Annotated in this window: 17 protein-coding genes; 11 read left to right on the forward strand and 6 right to left on the reverse strand. The window is 57.4% G+C overall.

Going from position 1 to position 22,165, the window contains the following annotated elements:
- Positions 1-12 precede the first annotated feature (12 nt).
- Genes LG301_RS15160 through LG301_RS15170 form a run of 3 tightly spaced genes read left to right on the forward strand, consistent with a single transcriptional unit; the run spans position 13 to position 2,395 of the window.
- Positions 13-765, forward strand: coding sequence for a 5-oxoprolinase subunit PxpA (locus tag LG301_RS15160; protein ID WP_404471986.1), 753 nt, complete (start codon positions 13-15; stop codon positions 763-765).
- Positions 762-1,466 (forward strand): allophanate hydrolase subunit 1, encoded by a 705-nt coding sequence (locus tag LG301_RS15165; protein ID WP_404471987.1) that lies wholly within the window; start codon positions 762-764, stop codon positions 1,464-1,466. The genes LG301_RS15160 and LG301_RS15165 overlap by 4 nt, the downstream gene beginning before the upstream one ends.
- Positions 1,463-2,395 (forward strand): biotin-dependent carboxyltransferase family protein, encoded by a 933-nt coding sequence (locus LG301_RS15170; protein ID WP_404471988.1) that lies wholly within the window; start codon positions 1,463-1,465, stop codon positions 2,393-2,395. The genes LG301_RS15165 and LG301_RS15170 overlap by 4 nt, the downstream gene beginning before the upstream one ends.
- Positions 2,396-2,470: 75 nt before the next feature.
- On the opposite strand, the gene katG is transcribed toward LG301_RS15170, so the two are convergent.
- Both katG and LG301_RS15180 read right to left on the reverse strand, forming a co-directional pair.
- A complete protein-coding gene (katG, locus tag LG301_RS15175) occupies positions 2,471-4,627 on the reverse strand; it encodes a catalase/peroxidase HPI (RefSeq protein ID WP_404471989.1) in 2,157 nt (718 codons plus the stop codon).
- A gap of 361 nt (positions 4,628-4,988) precedes the next feature.
- The gene (locus LG301_RS15180) at positions 4,989-5,912 is read right to left on the reverse strand and encodes a LysR family transcriptional regulator (protein WP_404471990.1); all 924 of its coding nucleotides are present in this window, start codon (positions 5,910-5,912) and stop codon (positions 4,989-4,991) included.
- A gap of 156 nt (positions 5,913-6,068) precedes the next feature.
- Here LG301_RS15180 and speB point away from each other — a divergent pair, with 156 nt between their 5' ends.
- A complete protein-coding gene (gene speB, locus LG301_RS15185) occupies positions 6,069-6,971 on the forward strand; it encodes an agmatinase (protein WP_404475291.1) in 903 nt (300 codons plus the stop codon).
- 86 nt (positions 6,972-7,057) lie between these two features.
- Here speB and LG301_RS15190 read toward each other — a convergent pair whose 3' ends face one another.
- Positions 7,058-8,332 (reverse strand): O-acetylhomoserine aminocarboxypropyltransferase/cysteine synthase family protein, encoded by a 1,275-nt coding sequence (locus LG301_RS15190; protein WP_404471991.1) that lies wholly within the window; start codon positions 8,330-8,332, stop codon positions 7,058-7,060.
- A gap of 336 nt (positions 8,333-8,668) precedes the next feature.
- Between LG301_RS15190 and LG301_RS15195 the strand changes: the two genes are divergently transcribed.
- The gene (locus LG301_RS15195) at positions 8,669-8,845 is read left to right on the forward strand and encodes a hypothetical protein (RefSeq protein WP_404471992.1); all 177 of its coding nucleotides are present in this window, start codon (positions 8,669-8,671) and stop codon (positions 8,843-8,845) included.
- 436 nt (positions 8,846-9,281) lie between these two features.
- Positions 9,282-11,000 (forward strand): diguanylate cyclase, encoded by a 1,719-nt coding sequence (locus LG301_RS15200; RefSeq protein WP_404471993.1) that lies wholly within the window; start codon positions 9,282-9,284, stop codon positions 10,998-11,000.
- A gap of 33 nt (positions 11,001-11,033) precedes the next feature.
- Here the strand turns inward: LG301_RS15200 and ccoG are convergent, their stop codons facing one another.
- Positions 11,034-12,494 carry a cytochrome c oxidase accessory protein CcoG gene (gene ccoG, locus LG301_RS15205; RefSeq protein WP_404471994.1) on the reverse strand — a complete coding sequence of 487 codons (1,461 nt, stop codon included), beginning with the start codon at positions 12,492-12,494 and terminating at the stop codon, positions 11,034-11,036.
- Positions 12,495-12,691: 197 nt separating this feature from the next.
- On the opposite strand from ccoG, the gene mapR reads away from it, so the two are divergent.
- From mapR to gltS, 5 genes are all read left to right on the forward strand, one after another.
- Complete coding sequence (gene mapR, locus LG301_RS15210; protein WP_404471995.1) at positions 12,692-14,101, forward strand: GntR family transcriptional regulator MpaR; 1,410 nt, start codon at positions 12,692-12,694, stop codon at positions 14,099-14,101.
- Positions 14,102-14,262: 161 nt separating this feature from the next.
- Positions 14,263-15,135, forward strand: a complete 873-nt coding sequence (locus LG301_RS15215) for a diguanylate cyclase domain-containing protein (RefSeq protein ID WP_404471996.1) — start codon at positions 14,263-14,265, stop codon at positions 15,133-15,135.
- A 124-nt stretch (positions 15,136-15,259) separates the two neighbouring features.
- On the forward strand, positions 15,260-16,036 hold the full coding sequence (locus LG301_RS15220) for an IclR family transcriptional regulator (protein ID WP_404471997.1): 777 nt from the start codon (positions 15,260-15,262) through the stop codon (positions 16,034-16,036).
- Positions 16,033-16,983, forward strand: coding sequence for a formimidoylglutamase (gene hutG, locus LG301_RS15225; protein ID WP_404471998.1), 951 nt, complete (start codon positions 16,033-16,035; stop codon positions 16,981-16,983). The genes LG301_RS15220 and hutG overlap by 4 nt, the downstream gene beginning before the upstream one ends.
- A 78-nt stretch (positions 16,984-17,061) precedes the next feature.
- Positions 17,062-18,267: a sodium/glutamate symporter gene (gltS, locus tag LG301_RS15230; RefSeq protein WP_404471999.1), complete on the forward strand. Its 1,206-nt coding sequence runs from the start codon at positions 17,062-17,064 to the stop codon at positions 18,265-18,267.
- Between the two features lie 87 nt (positions 18,268-18,354).
- On the opposite strand, the gene LG301_RS15235 is transcribed toward gltS, so the two are convergent.
- Positions 18,355-20,112 (reverse strand): ABC transporter transmembrane domain-containing protein, encoded by a 1,758-nt coding sequence (locus LG301_RS15235; protein ID WP_404472000.1) that lies wholly within the window; start codon positions 20,110-20,112, stop codon positions 18,355-18,357.
- Positions 20,113-20,538: 426 nt separating this feature from the next.
- A complete protein-coding gene (locus LG301_RS15240) occupies positions 20,539-21,855 on the reverse strand; it encodes an MFS transporter (protein ID WP_404472001.1) in 1,317 nt (438 codons plus the stop codon).
- Between the last annotated feature and the right edge of the window lie 310 nt (positions 21,856-22,165).

Here is a 22,165-nt window from a genome sequence, read left to right on the forward strand (position 1 = left end):
CTAGGAGACAATATGGCCATCCCGCTACTCAACTGTGACATGGGTGAAAGTTTCGGCAACTGGTCGATTGGCTTGGATGCCGATGTAATGCCTTATGTCGATTGCGCCAACATTGCCTGCGGCTACCACGCATCTGACCCCCACGTAATGCGCAAGACAGTGAAGCTTGCTGTTCAGCACGGCGTGAAGATCGGCGCACACCCCGGCTACCCGGATTTAATGGGCTTTGGCCGCCGCTCCATGGCCTGCTCGCCTGCCGAAGTGGAAGACATGATGCTCTATCAAATCGGCGCGCTGGCAGGCATTTGCCAAGCGGAAGGCACCGCGCTGAGCTACGTCAAACCCCACGGGGCGATGTACAACGACATGGCCACCAACCTGGAGTTGCTGGAAGGTGCCATGCGCGCCGTAAAGGCGTTCGATGCCCGCCTGCCGCTCATGGTGATGGCCACCGCCAACCCAGAGCCGCATCGCCAATTAGCGGAAAAAATGGGCGTGACGCTGTGGTTTGAAACCTTCGCTGACCGCGCTTATGAGGCCACCGGGCATTTAGCCTCCCGCCGCTTACCAGGGGCCGTACATCATGATCAATCCATGATCGTCGCCCAAGCGGTCGCTCTCGCAAAAGGTGAAGCGCTCACCGCCCGCGATGGCAGCGCCTTGCAGCTGCCCTGCGACACGCTCTGCGTGCATGGCGATAACCCCGAGTCCGTGGCCGCCGTGCGCGCCATTCGTGAGGCCTTTACGGCGCTGGAGTCCGCGTGAAACTGCGCTTAGAAACGGCAGCCATGAACGCACTAACGGTGCGCCTGTTTGATGCCATCGATGAAACCAACATGGCGTGGATCATCGCCGCCGATGAGGCGCTGCGGCGCGCCTTTGATCACGCATTGATTGATCTCATCCCGTCGTACACCACCCTGCTGGTGCACTACGACTGCCAAAAGCTCACCTTTGCCCAGGCCTCGACGCTGGTGCGCAGCGCGCTGCGCAATTTAACGCCCGCCGATGCCCAGCAGGGCCAGCTCCACGAAATCCCCGTGTGGTACGACGAGCGCGTTGGCCCGGAGCTGCCCATCGTTGCCCAGCGCGCAGGGTTCAGCGTCGAGGCGCTGATTGAGCGCCACTGCAGCCATGACTACTGCGTGTTTGCACTGGGCTTTGCCCCTGGCTACGGCTTTATGGGCCTGGTGGATGAAGCCATTGCCACGCCGCGTTTAAAAACGCCCCGCCGCCGCGTGGCGGCCGGAAGCGTGGGCATTGCCGACCGGCAAACCGCCATTTACCCGCTGCTTTCGCCGGGCGGCTGGAACATTCTTGGCAGAACGGCCGTGCCGCTTTTCGAGCACGCCAAACGTGGCGAGCCGCTGCTGCGCCCGGGCGATAAAGTGCGCTTTAAAGCAATATCCCAATCAGAGTTTGAAGCGGCCGGGGGCGATACCACCCCGCTGGAGGAGCGGTCATGAGCCAACCCATGTTGACCGTAAAGCAAGCCGGACCGCTGGCACTGATCCAGGACGCGGGCCGCTTCGGCGTCGGCCACTTAGGCGTGACTCAGGGCGGTGCCGCCGACTGGATCGCCTTCCGCTGGGCCAACTGGCTGCTGGGCAACCCGCTGGAGAGCGCCGCGCTGGAAATCGTCATGGGTGGCAACCTGACGCTGGTGGCTAATAGCGACGTGCGCCTTGCCCTCACCGGCGCCGACCTTGCCGCCACGCTGGATGGCCAACCGCTTGCGCCCAACGACAGCTTTATGATTCAGGCGGGCCAAACGCTGGTCTTTCGCCAGCCGAAAAAGGGCCTGCGCGCGTACCTCGCCTTTCCTGGCGGGCTGGATGCGCCAACCGTGCTTGGCAGCCAAGCCTGCACGGCAAGAGAGCAAATCGGCGGCCTGCACGAAGATGGCAAACAGCTTAAAACCGGCGACCAGCTCACCTGGAAAGGCAGCAGCGCCACGCCGCGTCAGTTGCCTCAAGGCACTCAGCTTCCCCTGCCCGACCCAGTCGAAACCGTTCTGTACATGGTGCTGGGCTCCCAGGCCGCGCACTTTGCCGGGCGCAGCCTGTTTGACGTCTTCAACCAGCCCTGGACCGTGAACCAACGCGCGGACCGCATGGGCATTCGACTCACCGGCAAAGCGCTGAACAGCCGCCTGAGCGGCATCGTCTCTGAAGGGATTCCGTTAGGGGCGGTGCAGATTCCTCCCGATGGCCAGCCAATCATTCTGATGAATGATCGCCAAACCATTGGCGGCTACCCGCGCCTGGGTGCACTCACCCCGATGGCCTGTGCCCGCCTCGCCCAGTGCTTGCCCGGTACGAAAGTCCGTTTGCGGCCGATGAGTGCGACCCAGGCACAGTCGGCGTATCGCCAGCAGCTCAGCGTTTGGGAATAACTGACAACCTCGTTGCCATAAAAAAAGCCCGCATCGTTGGATGCGGGCTTTGCGCTTCTATGCGTTTAGTACATGTTACGAGGCAACGTCGAAACGGTCGGCGTTCATCACTTTCGTCCAGGCAGCAACGAAGTCTTTGACGAACTTCTCGCCGTTATCGTCCTGGGCGTACACTTCTGCGTAAGAGCGCAGCAGCGAGTTGGAACCGAATACCAGATCCACCCGCGAGGCGGTCCACTTCACAGCGCCGGTTTTGCGGTCACGGATCTCGTAGGCGTTGCTGCCTACCGGCTTCCAGGTGTTCCCCATATCGGTCAGGTTCACAAAGAAGTCGTTGGTCAGCTGGCCTTCACGGTCGGTAAATACGCCGTGTTTGGTACCAGCGTAGTTGGTACCCAGTACGCGCATACCGCCCAGCAGCACGGTCATTTCCGGGCCGGTTAAGCCCATCAGCTGCGCACGATCCAACAGCATCTCTTCCGGCTTCACCACGTACTCTTTCTTCTGCCAGTTACGGAAGCCATCGGCCAGCGGCTCCAGCGGTGCGAAGGAGTCACCATCGGTCATCTCGGCAGTCGCATCACCACGGCCTTTCAGGAAGGGGACGCGTACATCGTAACCCGCGGCTTTCGCGGCGTGCTCAATGCCTACGCTACCCGCCAGTACGATCACGTCAGCCACGCTAGCGCCGGTGTCCGCAGAGATCTGCTCGTAAACGCTCAGTACTTTGGCCAGGCGCTCCGGCTCGTTGCCCTGCCAATCTTTCTGCGGAGCCAGACGAATGCGGGCACCGTTAGCACCGCCGCGCATGTCAGAGCCGCGGTAGGTACGGGCGCTGTCCCAGGCGGTGGAGACCATGTCGCTAATGCTCAGGCCGCTTTGCGCGATTTTCTGCTTCACAACTTCTTCGCAGTAGTCGGTGCTGCCTGCCGGGACCGGATCTTGCCAAATCAGGTCTTCTGCCGGGACTTCCGGGCCGATATAGCGAGCTTTCGGGCCTAGGTCACGGTGCGTCAGCTTGAACCATGCTTTCGCGAAGGTGTGCTTGAAGTATTCCGGATCCGCGATGAATTTTTCGCAGATGGCGCGATAGGTCGGATCCATCTTCATCGCCATGTCCGCATCAGTCATGATCGGGTTGTGGCGGATAGAAGGATCAGTAGCATCGACCGGCTTATCTTCTTCTTTGATGTCAATCGGTTCCCACTGATGGGCACCGGCAGGACTCTTTCTCAGCTCCCACTCGTAGCCAAACAGTAGGTCGAAGTAGCCCATGTCGAACTGAGTCGGGTTGGTCGTCCAAGCACCTTCAATGCCGGAGGTCACCGCTTTGTTCGCTTGGCCATTCATGTGCGGATTGTTCCAACCAAAGCCCTGCGTTTCTACCTCAGAGGCTTCGGGCTCAGCGCTCAACGCTGCTGCATCACCATTACCGTGGCATTTACCGACGGTGTGGCCGCCAGCGGTGAGGGCAGCGGTCTCTTCGTCGTTCATCGCCATGCGGGCGAAGGTTTCACGCACCTGCTGAGCAGTTTTCAGCGGGTCAGGCTGGCCGTTGACTCCTTCCGGGTTCACGTAGATAAGCCCCATCTGGACAGCCGCCAGCGGGTTTTCCATGGTCTCTGGCTTGTTGACGTCGCCGTAACGTTCGTCAGAAGGCGCGAGCCACTCTTTTTCGTCACCCCAGTAAATATCTTTCTCGGGTTCCCAAATATCGGCGCGGCCGAAGGAGAAGCCGTAAGCGGGTAAGCCCATGGACTCGTATGCCACGGTACCAGAAAGAATAAATAAATCTGCCCAGCTGATTTTGTTGCCGTACTTCTTCTTAATCGGCCACAGCAGGCGACGTGCCTTGTCTAAGCTAGTGTTATCAGGCCACGAGTTGAGCGGTGCAAAACGCTGGGCGCCAGTGCCACCGCCCCCACGGCCGTCAGCAATGCGATAAGTACCTGCAGCGTGCCAAGCCAGGCGAATCATCAAACCGCCATAGTGTCCCCAGTCAGCGGGCCACCACTCTTGGCTGTCGGTCATCAGCGCGTGAACATCTTTTTTCAGCGCTTCGAAGTCGAGCTTGCGCACTTCGTCGCGGTAGCTGAAATCCGGGCCCATCGGGTCTGATTTGCGATCTTGCTGATGCAAAATATCCAGGTTCAACCCTTCCGGCCACCAATCTTTGTTGGACGTACCGGCTGAGGTATTACCGCCATGCATAACAGGACATTTACCGCTCATAGCTCTCTCCCCTTACTGCTACGTGCCTTGGCTAAGCCAAGGAAACAAATGGCGCGCGTCTCTGGAAAACTCTACTTACACCATCTGCAAGCGAGAAGACGCGTCACATACATAAGACTGTTTTAAAGCACATTACCGATAGCTACCATTTGCATTTTCCGACCGAATTCATAGCTGCAAACTATTGTCTACATCAACCCAGGTGAGCGTTTAACTCAAAAAACCGTTGTATTCTCCACCCGCGAATGGCGGTGTCGTAGTTAATTTAGCTGATTCCACGTTAGTGGCTTTATCGCACTCCGGCAATTCTGCCGTCTACAAATGATAAGAGTAGCACTTCATATTCACAGCAAAACGGATCTTATCGACCAAAGCGCTTTGCAAACGCGGTAAGCTCATACGTCAACCAAATGAGGGCGGGATCGTTGGCATACAGCCCGTGCTGAATCAGCGTCATGTTAAGCGCTGGCAGTTCTTTAGGTGGCGCGACGATGCGCACGGGCAGCATCGTAATAAATCGCTCAGCCATTTGGCGTGGCAACGTTATGATCGCGTCGGTGAGCGCCACGACTCGCGCTGCCGCAATGTAATTTAGATTTTTCGAAATAATGCGACGATTTAACCCATTCTGCGCTAAGCAGTTTTCGATACTACTGGGCAATAAGCCGCTGATATCGGCTAACTCTACGTGGGGCTGACGGGCAAACTGCTCAATGCAGAGCGCCTCTCCCACGCCGTCATTATCCGCTGCGGCTAAGCAGACCAACGCTTCCTCCATCCACGGCGTTTGGATGACGCCAGTGGGCAGTCCGTTCTGGCTATCTAGCCCTACCACCATATCTACCTGGCGCTGCTCTAACGCATCGTTAAGCACGTCAGGCGTAATTAACTCTATCGAAAAGCTGATTCCCGGCGCGTAAGCCAGCAATTGGCTAAGAAATGTCGGATACATCACCTCTTCAAAGTAATCGGTCGTGGCGAGGGTAAAGCGCCGCGTGCTGGTTGCAGGCGTGAATGCTTCTGGCGGTGCCAAGCCCGCTTGCAGCAGTGCCAAGGCTTGCTGTACCACCGGCAACAGCGCCAGCGCCCTGGGGGTTGGCTGCAGGCCACTGCCCGTACGCACTAACAGCGGGTCGTCCAATGCATCCCGCAGCCGTTTTAGGGCGTGGCTAAGCGCTGGCTGGCTTAAATGCAGCTTTTCTGCCGCCCGCGTTACATGTCGCTCGCGCATAAGCGCTTCAAAGACCAGCAGCAGATTCAAATCAAAATGACGAAGCGAACGCATGGCGCCTCACTATCCATACAGTGAATGATTTCATTCTAAACATTCATTTCATTCATCGCTAAAAATTCCTTATCGTCGCGCTTCTTTATCGCCGATCCCCCACTGCTTTCTACTGCACAGCTTAGGAGTAAACGCTCGTTGACCCCATCACAGATCATGCCAAGCCTGTTTGGTGATGTTATCTCTACGTTTATGGGCGTGGCGAAGGCCACCGATCCTAAAACGACCGATGCCGAAGTAGTGGTGAGCGGTGTGCCCTTTGATCTCGCCTGTTCTGGCCGGTCGGGTACCCGCATGGGGCCAAACGCCATTCGTCAAAGCACTGCGAACCTGATCTGGGAGGGCAAACGCTGGCCTTGGGATTTCGCCCTGGAAGAGCGTCTGCGGGTGTGCGATGCGGGCAATCTGGACTACGCCTACGGCGAGCCGGAAAGCCTGGTAGATAACCTTGAAACCCATGCGATGCGTTGGCTAAAAGCGGGTAAAAAAATGCTGACGCTGGGCGGCGATCACTACATCAGCCTCCCGCTGCTACGCGCCCACGCTCGGGAACATGGCCCGCTGGCACTGATCCATTTTGATGCCCATACCGACACCTATGAGCAGGGTACCCGCTTTGACCACGGCACCATTTTCCACCACGCCTTAAAAGAGGGGCTGGTCGTGCCGGAACACTCACTGCAGATTGGCATTCGCACCAGCTACGACCGTCACAATCACCCTTACGAAGTGCTGGATGCCGACTGGGTGAACGATCACGGTGCCGCTGCGGTGTTAGAGCGCATCCGCGCACGCGTAGGCCACCACCCCGCCTATGTGAGCTTGGACATCGACGGCTTAGACCCCGCTTATGCCCCCGGCACTGGCACGCCGGTCTGCGGCGGTATGTCTACTGATTTAATGCTGAAAGTGATACGCGGCATGGTTGGTATGGACTTGGTAGGGATGGACGTCGTGGAAGTGAACCCTGCTTACGACCACGGTGATATCACATCGCTTGCCGCGGCCACGCTAGGGCTTGAGTTTCTATATACCCTAGCCGCCTCTAAAAGCGCTTAACACCGTTTATTTCTTCAATGCCGCCGTGCCTTAGCGTTTTGCGCTAAAGCGCGGCGGTCAATACGCGGCTTTAAAAGGCCTTCACCCTACCCCTGAGAGGCGGCGAGTGCCTGGTCAATGTCTGCCAGCAGATCGTCAATATGCTCAATACCAATCGAGAGGCGCACCATATCTGGCGTGACGCCAGCAGCCTTTAGCTCTTGCTCATTTAGCTGGCGGTGCGTAGTGGAAGCGGGTATCGAAGAGCAGCTTTTAGCATCACCGATATTGACGAGTCGCAGTATCAGTGAGAGCGCATCGTAGAAGCGCTCACCTGCGGCTTGCCCACCTTTAATACCAAAGCTAAGAATCCCTGAAGCGTGGCCATTCATATAGCGCTGGGCCAGTGCGTGATCAGGGTGGCTTTCAAGCCCGGCGTAATGCACCCACTCTACCTGAGGGTGATTCTCTAAATGCTTGGCGACCGCGAAGGCATTGGCACAAATACGCTCAATACGCAGCGACAGCGTTTCCAACCCTTGCAGCAGATTCCAAGCCGCTTGAGCCGAGAGTGCGGCCCCCATATTACGCAGCGGCACCACGCGGGCGCGGGCAATGAACGCAGCATCGCCCACATCACGGGTATAGCTTACGCCGTGATAGGAGATATCCGGCTCGTTGAGCAGCGGGAAACGGCTGGCGTTTTCCGCCCAGGGGAATTTGCCTGAATCAACGATCACACCACCTACCGTTGTGCCATGGCCACCGATGTATTTCGTCGCCGAATGGACAACGATATCCGCCCCGTGCTCAATTGGCCTGCATAAAAACGGGGTGGCAGTAGTGTTATCAACAATCACCGGCACGCCATGGCGATGGGCGGCGTCAGCCAGCTTTTTAAGATCCACCACCCCACCGGATGGGTTACCAATGCTCTCGCAGAACACCGCTTTAGTACGCTCATCAATCAAAGCTTCAAGGCCATCGACATCATCTTTATCGGCAAAGCGCACTTGAATACCTTGGCGCGGCAGCGTGTGGGCGAACAGGTTATAGGTGCCACCATACAGCTCGCTGATGGAGACAATGTTATCGCCTGCTTCAGCAATGGTTTGAATGGCATAGGTAATCGCCGCCATACCAGAAGCCACTGCCAGACCCGCCAACCCACCTTCAAGTGCCGCGACTCGCTGCTCCAGCACCGCGCAGGTAGGGTTCATAATGCGCGAATAGATATTCCCTTCCACCTTTAAATCAAACAGATCCGCCGCATGCTGCGCGTTATCAAAAGAGAAAGACGTGGTCTGGTGGATCGGCACGGCAACGGCGTTTTGTGAATCCGGCGCATAGCCGTGATGGAGGGCAATGGTTTCTGGCTTCATGGGTTCGGCTCACTAGTTAATGAAGAATCATCTTTGATCCTAAACAAGCGACACCCCGAAGGCCAATATCGTTTAGTCGCGGTAATCGCTAGATGCGGGTGATGCAGATAGCGTCTTCAAAAATCACAGAGCGCCTTGACGGTTGCCGACAGCAATCTTAGGCAGCATTGAGAGAAGCCATCACCATCAAACCATTCTAAAAAATAGAAAATATCAGGTATTTTAAATCAATTTTATAATTATGTTAGCCTGCTTACAATATTACTTGTCGTCCATGCAGCGATGAATCGTCATCGCAAATTTAGAGACGCTTTATTTAACGTGAGGTTAAAAGTTATGAAGTTAATCAATACAGTAGCAGCCGCCGCCCTAATTTTATTCTCAGGTGCCGCCCTTGCCGAGCGTGGCTCGGGTGAAGACAACAAAATCGTCTACCCCGATTCATCAGCGCAACACCAAACTGACGCAAGCACATACCGTATTTCTGAGTTACCGATAAGGAATTCAAAGTAATCAGCCACCTGTTTCTGGTAGGAATGTACTCATGGGTGGGCCTAGCGGCCCACCCTTTTTTTATCAGAAAAATGAGCAGTCCTGGCCACCTCTCCTTCCCTCCCCATGCGCTGCTGCCCTGCACAGGCAGCTAATGACGTACCGGCTCGTACGGCCTCTGGATATCGTCACACTAAGAAAACATTAAACTGGTAAATGTGGTGGATTGGCGATACGTTTTGGACTTAAAACGCCAATAACATGCCCGCTTAGTATCAAAATGCTGACAGTCCGATAGCAGCATTGATATCGGACATAGCGGCTGAATAGCGATTAACTCCGGCATGAGCACGTTGTTTCAAAAAAATCCAACGTGTTATCAACGCGCTGGATGCGTATAAGGTTTAATGTAATAACACTATGGTGAGCTGGCAGCATGCTGGTCAGGGAATTATGTATGGGCATCATTTACACCATGTTGCGCCACTGCTTAGTCGTTCTAACGGCTGGCTTACTGCTGCTCGCCCAGCCGGATGCCTTCGCCAGTGCGCCCACGCCGCTAACCGACTGGGAGTATCGCTGGGGAGATGCCCCATTAGCAGTCAATGAGCCGTGGAACGCTATTTCCTTTCCTTCCAACCCGCCCGGGCGCAACGGGCAGCGGGCCGTTTGGTTCAAGACGGTGCTGCCAGAGGGCGAATGGCGCGACCCCGTTCTGCACATTACCAGTATTAATCTAGTCGGGCAGATCTACCTGGATGGCACGCTCATTTACGAACATGGCGATATGACCGATCCACGCTTTATCGGCTGGCCGTGGCATTTAGTGGCCCTACCCGATAACTTTGCAGGCAAACAGCTTGCGCTGCGCATTTATTCGGATTACACCAGCATTGGGCTTTGGGGTGATGTAGAGATTACGGACCGTATCGACGCGCTTCAGGGCATGCTTCATGCGTCGGTGAAAGATTTAGTGGTGAGCGCTTTTAGCCTCTTACTGGCCTTTTTGGCGACTATTTTCGCCATGATTGGGCCACAGCGCCGGGGATTCTTTGCGATTGCGCTGTTTGCTTTTTCGTCAGGATTGATGCTGCTGGCGGAGACCCCCGTCCGGCAACTGTTGGCAGATGCACCACTCACCTGGGACATTCTCAGAGCCGCTAGCTACTTCACGCTTCCTATTGCCATGGGCCTGCTGCTGAGCCATTGGTTGGATGGCGCTCCAAAACGCTGGATGGCCCGTTTGTGGCAGCTTCACTTAGCTTACTTGGTGGTATCGATTGGATTGGTGGCGCTTGGTGCGGTCAGCTTGGCGCTGACCTTTCCCGTGTTCGATGTGCTGCTGTTGATCACACTACCCATCATGCTGATGCTGGCGCTGTTACGGGTGCGTCGCTTGAACGTTGAGCAACGGCTGTTCGTCGTCAGTTTCTTGCTGTTTGCGCCGCTCCTGCTACTGGATATGCTGGTGGCCCACGAGCTAATTCCACGGCGCAACGTTCCTTTGAGCTATGGCGCGCTGGGCTTCTCCCTGGCCATCGTCGCTATTTCGCTGTGGCACTACCGCCATACGCAGCGTCAGCTCGCTGCGGCAAACCTGACATTGGAGGCACAGGTCGCGGCACGCACGGCAGAGCTGGACACTCTGGTTCAACAGCTCAAAGGACTCTCCCTGCAGGATGCGCTGACCGGACTCTATAACCGTCGCCACTTCGATACGCTGCTGCATCAGGAATTGGCCTTGGCGCAGCGCAAGGGAAGCCCGCTCTCTTTGCTCATGATCGATATCGACCACTTTAAAAAAGTGAACGATCACTTTGGTCACGACGCGGGCGATGCCGCGCTGATCGAGGTCGCGACGCTGCTGAAGCAGCATTTTCGAGGGACGGACGTGGTGTGTCGGTTAGGCGGTGAGGAGTTCGTTGCGCTGCTGCCAGGCACCGGCACGGCTGACGCCGAAGCGCGGGCCGAGAAGCTGCTGGCCTCGCTGCGTCATCAAACGCTCAGTTACCAGCATCAGCCGCTTGGGCGCATTACCCTCTCCTGCGGTATTGCCACCTACCCCGACCACACCATGAACCCCAAAAGGCTCCTGCGTTTGGCCGACACGGCGCTGTACAAAGCCAAAAATAACGGGCGCGACCGCTGTGAAGTGTGGGAGGGCGCAATCTCTTGAGATTAGCCAAGCGCTTGGCTAAGAGAAAAACGCCTACTTCGATGGCCCTAAAAAGCGGGTGTCGTTGACACTCATTATCGACGGATTATCTAAAGCGATGAAACGTAGCTCGACAGGATGGCTAGGCTGCATCAAGTCAGCCGCCTCTGCTGTTAGCGCTAGGCGTACGCTGCGTGTTTCGTTCGCCCCCACCTCAACGCTCTCCATCCCCTGAAAGCGCAGACCCGGCAATCCCGATACAGATAGCGCATAGCGATGTGACTGATGGTCTTGATTACGCAGCGACACATTATAATAATTAATGATACGGCCCTCTGCCGTGCTTTCGAACAGCGTTTGTCGGTCGCGCACAATGTCGACATCAAGGGGCACACGCGTTGTCAAAGAACTGACCAGTAACACCACCATGGAGAGCAGCGCCACAGCATAGGCAATTAGTTGAGGACGCCAGAAACGAGTCTCTTTCCCCTCCAATGCACGCTCCGTGGTATATCGCACGAGGCCAAGCGGTTTATTAATGCGTGCCATGACGCTGTCACAGGAATCAATACACGCGGCGCAGCCTATGCACTCGTACTGAAGCCCGTCACGAATATCGATACCGGTCGGACATACCTGAACGCACAGCTCACAGTCGATGCAGTCGCCAACACGGGAGGCGTGCGCACCTTTTGGGTGGTGTTGGCGACGCGGCTCACCACGTGCCGCGTCATAAGACACAATCAGCGTATTGGCATCAAACATCGCCGACTGAAAACGCGCATAAGGGCACATATGCAGGCATACCTGATGGCGCAGCCAGCCCGCGTTAAGGTACGTAAAAACCGTGAAGAAGCTGATCCAAAATAGCGCCCAGGGGTGCGCTTTCAGGCTGACAAAGTCCACTACCAATTCCCTGACCGGCGTAAAGTAGCCGACGAAAGCGATCCCCGTGGCCAGGGCAATCAGCAGCCAAGCCGTATGTTTAACGGTCTTGCGCCATAGCGTATCCAAACGACGTGGCGCTTTATCACGACGAATGCGACGGTGGCGCGGCCCTTCCAAACGATGCTCAAACCAGATAAACAGAAACGTCCAAACGCTTTGCGGGCAGCTATAGCCGCACCACACGCGCCCCGCCGCTACCGTCACCAAAAACAGGCCAAAGGCGCACAGCACCAAGATCCAGGTGAGCAAGATAAAGTCTTGTGGATAAAACGTCGCCGCAAACAGATGGAACTCTTGAGCAGAAAGATCAAACCACACCAGCGGCCGATCCCCCCAGTTAAACCATGGCAAGCCAAAATAGAGCGCCATTAACAACCAGTTTGAGCAGCGCCGGATGCGCTGAAAAAAACCGCCTATTTCTCGCACATAAATATGCCCAAGCTTGGGTGGCTTATTATGGGGCAAATTGTTCCTAGAAGGCTGGTGATGGAAAGCATCAGACGCAGGCGAGTGGTGTTCAACCGCTGCCTCAGTGGTTAGGTTTTGCAATGGAATGCGTTGCGTCATACCGATATCCAGAAAAGAGGGAATAGAGGTCATACGGTCGAGGGGCGTCGCCGATTATTGATCACTACTATCCCCACTATGCCGACTAGCAAACAGGCTCAGTTTTAGAGAAATAGTGCGTATCAGTTGCAACGCATCAGCCGATAAACGCATCATCTGATATGCTTTTTATTGATGAACTTGAGCCTGTTTATCCCATGAAACGTTACGAACAATTTGCCGATGAGATCGCCACGCTAATTCGCCAGGGTGTGCTTGGTCCTGGGGAGCGAATTCCCTCTGTTCGCCAGGCCAGCCGCCATCATGGGATCAGCCCATCCACAGTGTTTCAGGCATACTACCTGCTCGAAAACCGAGGCCTCATCACCGCACGAGCACGCTCGGGCTATTTTGTGCGTGAACATGCTCGGCGCTTGCTAGGTGAACCGCGCGTGACACTGCAGCCCACCGACCCAGCGGACGTAAAAGTCAGTGAGCTAGTGTTCTCGGTGCTCGACTCGCTGCAGGATGATCGAACAGTGCCCTTTGGATCCGCCTTCCCAAGCCCCGAGCTTTTCCCACTGTCTCGGCTGAGCACCAGCATGACACGGGGACTACGAGCACTTTCGCCCCAACAGGTAGTGGCCGACATGACCACCGGGCATACCGATCTGTGCCGACAAATCGCTCTGCGCTACATGCTGGGGGGAATTCAGCTACCACTGGAAGAACTGGTGATTACTAATGGCGCGATGGAAGCGCTCAATTTAGCCCTGCAATGCGTAACCCAGCCAGGTGACCTAGTGGCAGTGGAGTCCCCGGCGTTTTATGCCAGCCTGCAAGTACTGGAGCGGCTAAAACTGCGTGCAGTCGAGATTCCAGTACATCCACGCGAGGGGATCGACCTTGATGTTTTAGCAGAGCAATTGGCGTCGCTACCTATCAAGGCCTGCTGGTTTATGAGCCATCTGCAAAACCCGCTCGGCGCCAGCCTAAGCAATGAGCGAAAACAGACTCTTTATCAACTATTAAAGCGGCACCAAGTCCCCATGCTAGAGGATGATGTGTATGCCGAGCTGACCTTTGGCAGCACGCCGCCTACCCCAGTAAAAGCGTTTGATGATGAGGGGCTCGTTATTCACTGCAGTTCGTTCTCGAAGTGCTTAGCGCCCGGCTACCGCGTTGGCTGGGTCGCGGGAGGGCGTTACGCCGACGCTATTTCACGACTAAAGTTAATGACGACGATTTCACCTTCTATTCCCGCGCAGGCAGCCATTGCCGACTATTTACAGCACGGCGGCTATGACCGCCACTTACGCAAGCTCCGCCACGCGCTAGAAGCCCAACAAGGCAGCATGCTGGCAGCCGCAGACCGTTACTTCCCCACCCAAACGCGTATCACTCGCCCGGCTGGCGGCTACTTTTTGTGGGTAGAGTTTCCTGAAAAAGTTGATTCGCTGCGCTTATTTAACCTAGCGCTCGACCATGGTGTAAGCGTCGCGCCTGGCCCCATTTTTTCTGCCACTCAACAGTTTCGACACTGCGTGCGCTTAAGCTATGGCCACCCGTGGACGCAACGCAGCGAACGGGGTATGGAAACCTTGGGACAGCTCTTAGCGCTCTCTTAAATCTCTGCTGCTTTGAAGTGACATTAGGTTCATGATGGGGCTAGTGCTTAACCAGTTAAAGGGTTTACTTTGTCTAGTCAACGTATCAGGCATCGAGCCATAGGTTATGATCGCTCTTTGGCGTCCTGCCTGTCATTGAACCACGTTCACCGGATCAGCCTATGCCCGTTGACCTGCAAGCACTCTATCCCAAGCTGGTTCACCTAATGCTGGACACGGTCTTTGTGGTCGATGGCGACCATCGGATCCTCTTTGTGAGTGATGCCTGTGAGTCGCTGCTGGGTTACCGTGCCGAAGAGCTGACCGGCACCTTAATCACCCGTTACATGCATCCTGATGACCTCGCGCTCACCCAAGCCTCCATCGAGCGCGTCATGAGCGGCCAGCCTCACGTTGATTTCCGCAACCGCTACCTCCGCAAGGATGGCAGTACGGTGCACATTTTATGGTCTGCTCGCTGGTATGAAGACGAGGAAGTACGTATCGGCGTTGCCCGGGATGTCACAGCCCTGGTGCAAGCCGAAGATGAGTTACGTTTTCTCGCTCATCACGACCCATTAACGAAGTTAACTAATCGATCGCTCTTTTATGATCGGTTAGTCTCCGGCTTGAGCACAGCCCGGCGCCACCAGAATAGCCTCGCGGTACTTTTCTTGGATGTGAACGACTTCAAAGCGATAAACGATATCCATGGGCATGCCTTAGGGGATGGGGTGCTCTGTACGGTGGCGCGACGACTCGAAAGCTGCCTACGTGAAACGGATACCGTCGCGCGGATGGGCGGTGATGAATTCACGGTGTTGCTGACGGACATCCAGTCGATGGACGCCGTGACAAGCAAAATAGAGCAGATTCTCACCGTCATGGCCGAGCCGTTGGGCGCAGAGTTCGGCGGGATCAACATGCCCTCTTGCAGTATCGGTGTGGCGTGCAACCCCCGCCGACGGGGACGATGCGGATACGCTGCTCAGGCATGCAGACAGCGCGATGTACACCGTCAAAAATCACCGGTAAAGCTGCCAGTATTGCGTTAAACGTTGTACAAAAAGCCAGCGCTACGGATGTCACCGCAGCCTCTCGCCGCCCTTTGCCATTTCCCCTCACAATACCCTGCCACACCTACCACGACTAAAGTATAGGGATTATCGTTATCAAAAATTGATAACGTTTTTTTCATTTACCTACTTTACTGCGTATCGTTTATCAAAATTTGAGGTGACTGTAATGGGCCCATCTGACCGCATGCTGGCGCTGCTGTGCTGCCTAGCCAATCAAGGGGAAGCGATGACGGTGAAGTCGCTGGCAGAGCTGACCGCTCAACCGGTCTCGACCGCCTATCGCCACCTGCGCCAGCTTCTAGCCTGGGGCCTGGTCAGCGAGCGCGAAGGCGGCACCTATGCGCCGGGCCCTCAGGCGGTACGTCTGCACCAAGGCTTCGAACGCCACAACGAGCTGCTGCGCTGGGCTCGCCCGGTGCTAACCGAGCTGACCGAGACCACCCAGGAGAGCTCGGCACTGCTGGTGGCGGTGCGCGACCACGCGCTCTGCGTGGAGATGATCGATAGCCCCCAGCCACTGCGCTGCTGCTACCACCGGGGCCAGGTGCAACCGCTGCTCAAGGGCGCCAGCGCTAGGGCGCTGCTGGCCTGGATGAGCGAGGAAGAGCGCCAGATGGCGCTGTTGCTGCGCTCGGAAGCGGAGCGGGAAGATGCCTTGCTCGGTCTCGAGGCCATTCGCCTAAGAGGCGTGGCGGTCAGCCTGGGCGAAATTGATCAAGGGGTGTGGGGTGCCAGTGCCCCCGTGTTCAACGGCCGCGGTCGGCTCAAAGCGGTGATCAGCGTGATGGCCCCGAGCGATCGGGCCCGAGACCGAGCCGATACCCTGAGCGAGGCGACGCGCCTCAGTGCACAACAATTGGGAGAACTCTTGCAGTGAAACAAGCAGACAGTGACGCGGCCTTGATGGCGCCCTGGCAGGGCCGGGTCGATAACGCAGAAACGGGTGACGCACGGCGCTGGCATCAGGTGATGCGCCCAGCCTTCCAGGCCGAAGCGCCGGGGCGCGCCTTGTTAGGCTTCTGCTCTGATGCCGGCGTAGCTCGCAACCAGGGCCGGACGGGGGCCAGCGAGGGGCCTCTAGCGCTGCGTCGCCAGTTGGCCAACCAAGCCTATCACCTGACGGCGCCGCTGTATGATGCTGGCGATGTGGTCTGCCAGGGTGACCACTTAGAGGCCGCCCAGCAAGCCTTCGCTGGGCAGGTGTCCGAGTTGCTCGACCAGGGGCACCGGGTCATCGGTTTGGGCGGCGGCCACGAGATCGCCTTCGCCAGCTTCTCGGGGCTGCTGGCCCACGCAAAGCGCCAAGCGACCATGCCGCGCCTAGGCATCCTCAACCTGGATGCCCACCTCGACCTGCGCCAGGCCGAGCGCGCTAGCTCCGGCACTCCCTTTCGGCAGTGCGCCGAGCTGTGCCAAGAGGCAGGCATCGACTTTCACTACACCTGCCTGGGGGTGAGTCGTGGCGGCAATACGCCAGCGCTGTTCGCCCGCGCCGAGTCGCTGGGAGTGGAGTGGGTGCTCGACGAGCAGTGCCGCTCGCTGGACAGCCCTCCGGTAAAAGCGGCTCTAGAGCGGATGCTGGCACGGGTGGACTGGCTCTACCTTACCATCTGCTTAGACGCCCTACCGGCCTGGGTTGCCCCGGGTGTCAGCGCCCCTTCCGCCCGGGGCATCGAGCTGTCCCTGGTCGAGGAGGTCATCGACCACCTAGCCGCACGCATTGCGCTGCCGGTGGTGGACGTAGCCGAGTTCAATCCAAGCCTGGATATCGACGCGCGAACGGCCCGCGTGGCGGCTCGCCTGGTCGAACGCCTGGCACGCTAACCAACAAGAAAACGGCCGCCAACGGCCACCCCTACCCGACCGCCTTGAGCGGCATATAACAACTCATGGAGCATCAACATGCACTTCACTCTGGATGCCGTGTCCACCACGGCACTGGCACTGCTATTGCTGGCATTTGGCGCCGGGCTTAAGCGCCGGCTCAACTGGCTGGAGCATTTCTGCGTTCCCACCCCGGTGATCGGCGGCTTCGGTTTCGCCCTGTTGGCCTGGCTGCTGCGCGATCTTGGCTTGGTGACCTTCGAGCTTGATACGGCGATGCAGAGCCCGCTGATGATCGCCTTTTTCACCACCGTAGGCCTGGGCGGCAGCCTGGCGCTGCTCAAGAAGGGCGGCAAGGCGCTGGGCATCTACCTGGTGGCCTGCTGGCTGCTGGCGCTAATGCAGAACGGCGTGGGCATCGGCATGGCAAGCCTGCTGGGCCTCGACCCGCTGATCGGCCTAATGGCCGGAGCCACCTCGTTAGAGGGCGGCTTCGGCGCGGCAGCGGCCTTCGGCCCCGAGGCGGAAGCCCTGGGCGCACAGGGCGCCACCACCGCGGCCATCGCCTCCGCTACCTTCGGCATGATCGTGGGCGGCGTGATCGGCGCGCCTATCGCCCGCTGGATTATCGACCGCCGGCAGATCCCGGTTGTCGCCGAAGACGTACATGACCTGGAGAAACTGCAGGCCGAGGAGCGCCCCACCCAAACGCCCATTGACGGTCGTATCCTGCTGCGTGTGCTGGCCGTGGTCGTGCCAATCATGGTGCTGGGCGTGTGGTTTAAAGAAGCCCTGTCGACCCACTTGGGGATCATCCTCCCAAGCTATGTGGGCGCTATGTTTGTCGCTATCCTGCTGCGCAATCTTAATGATCGCTTTCACTGGGGCAGCATGCCGGACAACGCCCTCGGCACCCTGGGCGACGTGGCGCTGGGCGTCTTCCTCACCATGGCAATGATGAACCTCAAGATCTGGCAGCTCCAGGAGATGGGCGGCTCGCTGCTGCTGATACTGCTGGTGCAAACTCTGGCCATCGTCTTCCTGGCCGTGGTGGTGCTGTTCCGCCTGCTGGGCCGCAACTACGACGCGGCGGTGCTTACCGCTGGCTTTATCGGCCACGGCTTAGGTGCCACGCCCAACGCCGTGGCCAATATGGGCGCGGTGTGCGAACACTACCGGGTGGTATCGCACAAGGCCTTCATCATCGTGCCGCTGTGCGGCGCCGTGCTGATCGATATCGTCGCTATCCCCGCCATTACTTGGTGCCTAAACGCCTTCGCCTGATCGGTGCTCGCCTGTCAGCGCCAGCTGGGCCTCTCGGTTCGGCTGGCGTTGTCGTTTTGGTCACCGATACCGCTAAAAATAGGTGGCTTATCCGCTAAACTGCAGCGCCGCCAGATGACGATACAGCGGGCTCGTATTGATCAGCTCTGCATGGGTGCCTGATGCCACAAGCCGCCCCTCTTTGAGTACCAGCAGGCGATCCGCGTTAATCACCGTGGCAAGCCGATGCGCAATCACGATACTAGTGCGCCCCTGCATTAACCGGTCTAGCGCCTGCTGGACAAGGCGCTCGCTCTCCGCATCCAATGCACTGGTCGCTTCATCAAGCAGCAGTACTGCCGGATTTTTAAGCAGCGCGCGGGCAATCGCGAGCCGCTGGCGCTGGCCACCGGAAAGCTGCACGCCGCCTGGACCAAGGGGCGTATCAAAGCCTTGAGGAAGCGCATCGATGAAGTCGATGGCGCTGGCATCCACCGCCGCGGCACGCAGTATTTCGTTGCTTGCCTGAGGGCATCCGTAGCGAAGGTTGTCAGCCACCGAGCCGCTAAACAGTACCGGCTCTTGAGCGACCAATCCCATAGCGCCGCGCAATTCAGCAGTGTCGAGCGTGCGGATATCAAGGCCATCCAGCGTCACACGCCCCTGATCAGGGTCGTAAAAACGTAGCAGTAGCCCCAGTAGAGTACTTTTTCCCGCTCCTGAAGGCCCTACAACGGCCACGCGCTCTCCCGCCTTAATGCTCAGATCAAAACCGCTGAGGGCCGGTGTTTCCCGCCCTGGGTACGTGAAGCGAATACGTTCTAAGGTAATTTCACCACGGGCGGGTTGCGGCAATGCTACGGCGTTAGCAGGCGACCGTATGGCCGACTGGGTATCCAGCAGTTCCAGCAGCCGCTCTGCCGCCCCCGCCGCGCGCTGCACGTCGCCTGCCACTTCTGCCAAGGTAGCCACCGCCCCCGCCGCCAGCAGCGCGTAAAAAATAAAGGCCGATAGCTCACCAGCGCTCATGGTTCCCGCCAACACCGCTTGACCGCCCTGCCAGAGCATTAAGCCAACGCCGCTGAATACCACCAACATGGCAACGCCGGTAAGCCATGCGCGCTGCTGCGTGCGCGACACCGCGCTAGCAAATGCCTGCTCAACACGCTGGCCATAGCGGTGTTTATCAACGGCTTCGTGGTTAAACGCTTGAAGGGTTTGGAGGCCGCTGAGCGCTTCTTCCGCATAGCGGCCAAGCTCTGCCACGCGGTCTTGGCTGGTACGCGAAAGTCGCCGCACGCGGCGGCCATACCAAACAATGGGCAGCAGCGTGGCGGGTATCCCCACAAGTACCATCGCCGACAGCCACGGCTGGGTTACCAGCATGAGCACCACCGCCCCCACCAGCATGACCAGATTGCGCAACGCCAGCGAGATGGATGAGCCAAACAAACTTTGCAGCACGCTGGTGTCCGCGGTCAGCCGCGAGGCAATTTCTCCCGCCGCTCGCCCCTCACTGGCACTCTCGAAGAAGCTCGGCTCCAGGCTAAGCAGATGATCAAAAACACGCTGGCGTAGATCGGCCGCCAAGCGCTCTCCAATCCAGGTTACTTGGTAGTAGCGCAGCGCTGATGCCATCGCCAACAGCGCCACCACGCCTAGCATTAGTCCCAGCGTTTTTGCCAGAGCCCGTGTGTCTGCGGCCATAAACCCATTGTCGATCAACAGGCGCAGCCCATTGCCTAACAACAGCACGCTGCCCGAGGCAAACAGTAGCGCTAAACCGGCCAAGGCAAGACGCAAGCGATAAGGGCGCAAAAGCCCTAATAGCCGAAGCAAAACACGGCGGTTGGGGGTGTGGCTCATAAGGAGACAGGCTCGGTGATAAGAATCGGTTTTGACCATAGCAGGCCACAGGGTGGCATGCAGCTAACGATTGTCTAAGAGCAAACGTTAGCCACGGCTGGGTTGCGCAATCAAGGAGTGCTAAAGTGACGTACGGTGTTGCTGCCCAGGTAGGTAATGGTGCTCATCGTGGATCTTGCTACCTCCTCAAACTCGCCTGCCATAGAGGCCAGATAACGATGACAGCTCCCATAAAACCAACGCCTTCACCCACGCCACTGCGGCTGCCCTGCCGTGGCTGCCTAGCCAACTGCGCAAACTACGCGACCTGTGAGGGCAAGCCCTGGCGGAAAACGACGACAAAACCGTGACCTCGCTAGAGCGGCCGCGTTTACCTCTGTTTCCCCCTTGCATAGCTTCAACCGTATCACGTTACGCAGACGCGCTTTAGGGTACGCTGGCCTCTTTAGCATCCGGCTCTTCAAGGGGGTCGCCATTTTCGTCAAGCAGCTGGTGATCGTAAGCAGCCTGGAGGCCCGTCTCTTCAGCAGCCAGCGGTTCCTCTGGCAGTGGTTCCTCTTCCGTTGATTCCTCCACCAGGTCAGCCCAGTAATCAATATGGCCTGGGTAAGCCGGCGATATAATCGCTATCACGATACCCACAACCGCAAATACCGAGAAGGCATAAGCGTAACCAGTACTGTCAACCAGTAGCCCCACCACTGGCGATCCGACTGCTTGCCCCAGCGCGCAGGCCATGAACGGCAACACCGGCCCCATGGATAGACGCCCCGGCAATAGCCTTATGCCGGTCATTAAGTACAGCCCCGTCAAGCTCATATAAGCAAGGCCAAATACCATGGCGGAAAACATCGCCAACGCTAACTGGCTTGGACTCGCGGCCAGCAATACTAAGCTGGAAGAGAGCATCATCAGCATAAGCGCCTGCGTAATCGGTGGGTTATTGCGATCAGCCAGATCACTCACCACAGCGCCCCCAAGCCCCGCAAGCCCCACGGCAAACCAAAGCCAGCCTGTTTGATTAGGCGGCAAGGCGCCAAGCTTAACCGCTAGATCAGGCGCGAAAAGCCAGTATGGCGAAGAGACAAACCCCATAGCAAAGGCAAAAAGAGAAAGCCGAATAAGTCGTGACCATTGCAGTCGCGTGATCGGCGGCGGTGGCGCCGCATTCGCAGGCACCACCCGGGATACGGAGGGAATAAAGTACCATGCGGACACAACCCCCACGCCTGCTAACACGGCAAAGCCTGTGTAGGTAAAGCGCCACGCATCGGCCAAAAAGACAACCGTCGGCACGGCCACCATAATGCCCACGCTGGTGCCTGCATTCATGATCGAACTGACTCGGCCATGCATGGTTCGGCTCACCAACGACTGCATCGCAGCCGTCAGCCCCGGCATCATAAGGCCTGTACAAATACCGCAGATAAACACTCCCACGCCGAGCAACCAGGCATTGGTTGACTGACTAATCACCCCCAACCCCGTTGTCCCAATCAGCCCCGAAAGCACCGTCAGGTTACGCGCGCCGAAACGGTCTGCAGCAAACGACGCCACCAGCGTGGCCAGCACGAAACTAATAAATGGCAAGGCGCCGATGATCCCCACCAGGTACGATGAAAGCGCCAAATCCGCGCTAATAGCCGGCACATATAAACCAAATGCAAAGCGCGCTAGCCCATAGCTAATCGCGACCAGCGCTGCCCCAAAAAGAGCAAACTTGATACTCGACAAGGTCTTCATAAGGGACTCCACCACCATGTATTGCAAACACAACCACCCACGTAAATAAGTGTCGTAGCAATATGGGAGATGGGCAATGCAGATAGGGTATTTAGCGCGAACGAGCGGCCATTAAGCGACAGCGAGAAAAAGCGTTATCTGATATAACACTCTCTTAATTAGCTCCACTAATTACCCGCCACTGCTTACGCTTAAAACTTTCATGGAATAAATAAAACAGTTAACGCTGACACGTTTAAAACAACCGTACAGAAATGCAAAAACCCCGCACTTGGCGGGGTTTTTAAGCTCACCGATTTTATCGGTAAGC

The sequence above is a fragment of the Vreelandella venusta genome (assembly GCF_044809155.1).
Lineage (GTDB): Bacteria > Pseudomonadota > Gammaproteobacteria > Pseudomonadales > Halomonadaceae > Vreelandella > Vreelandella venusta_B.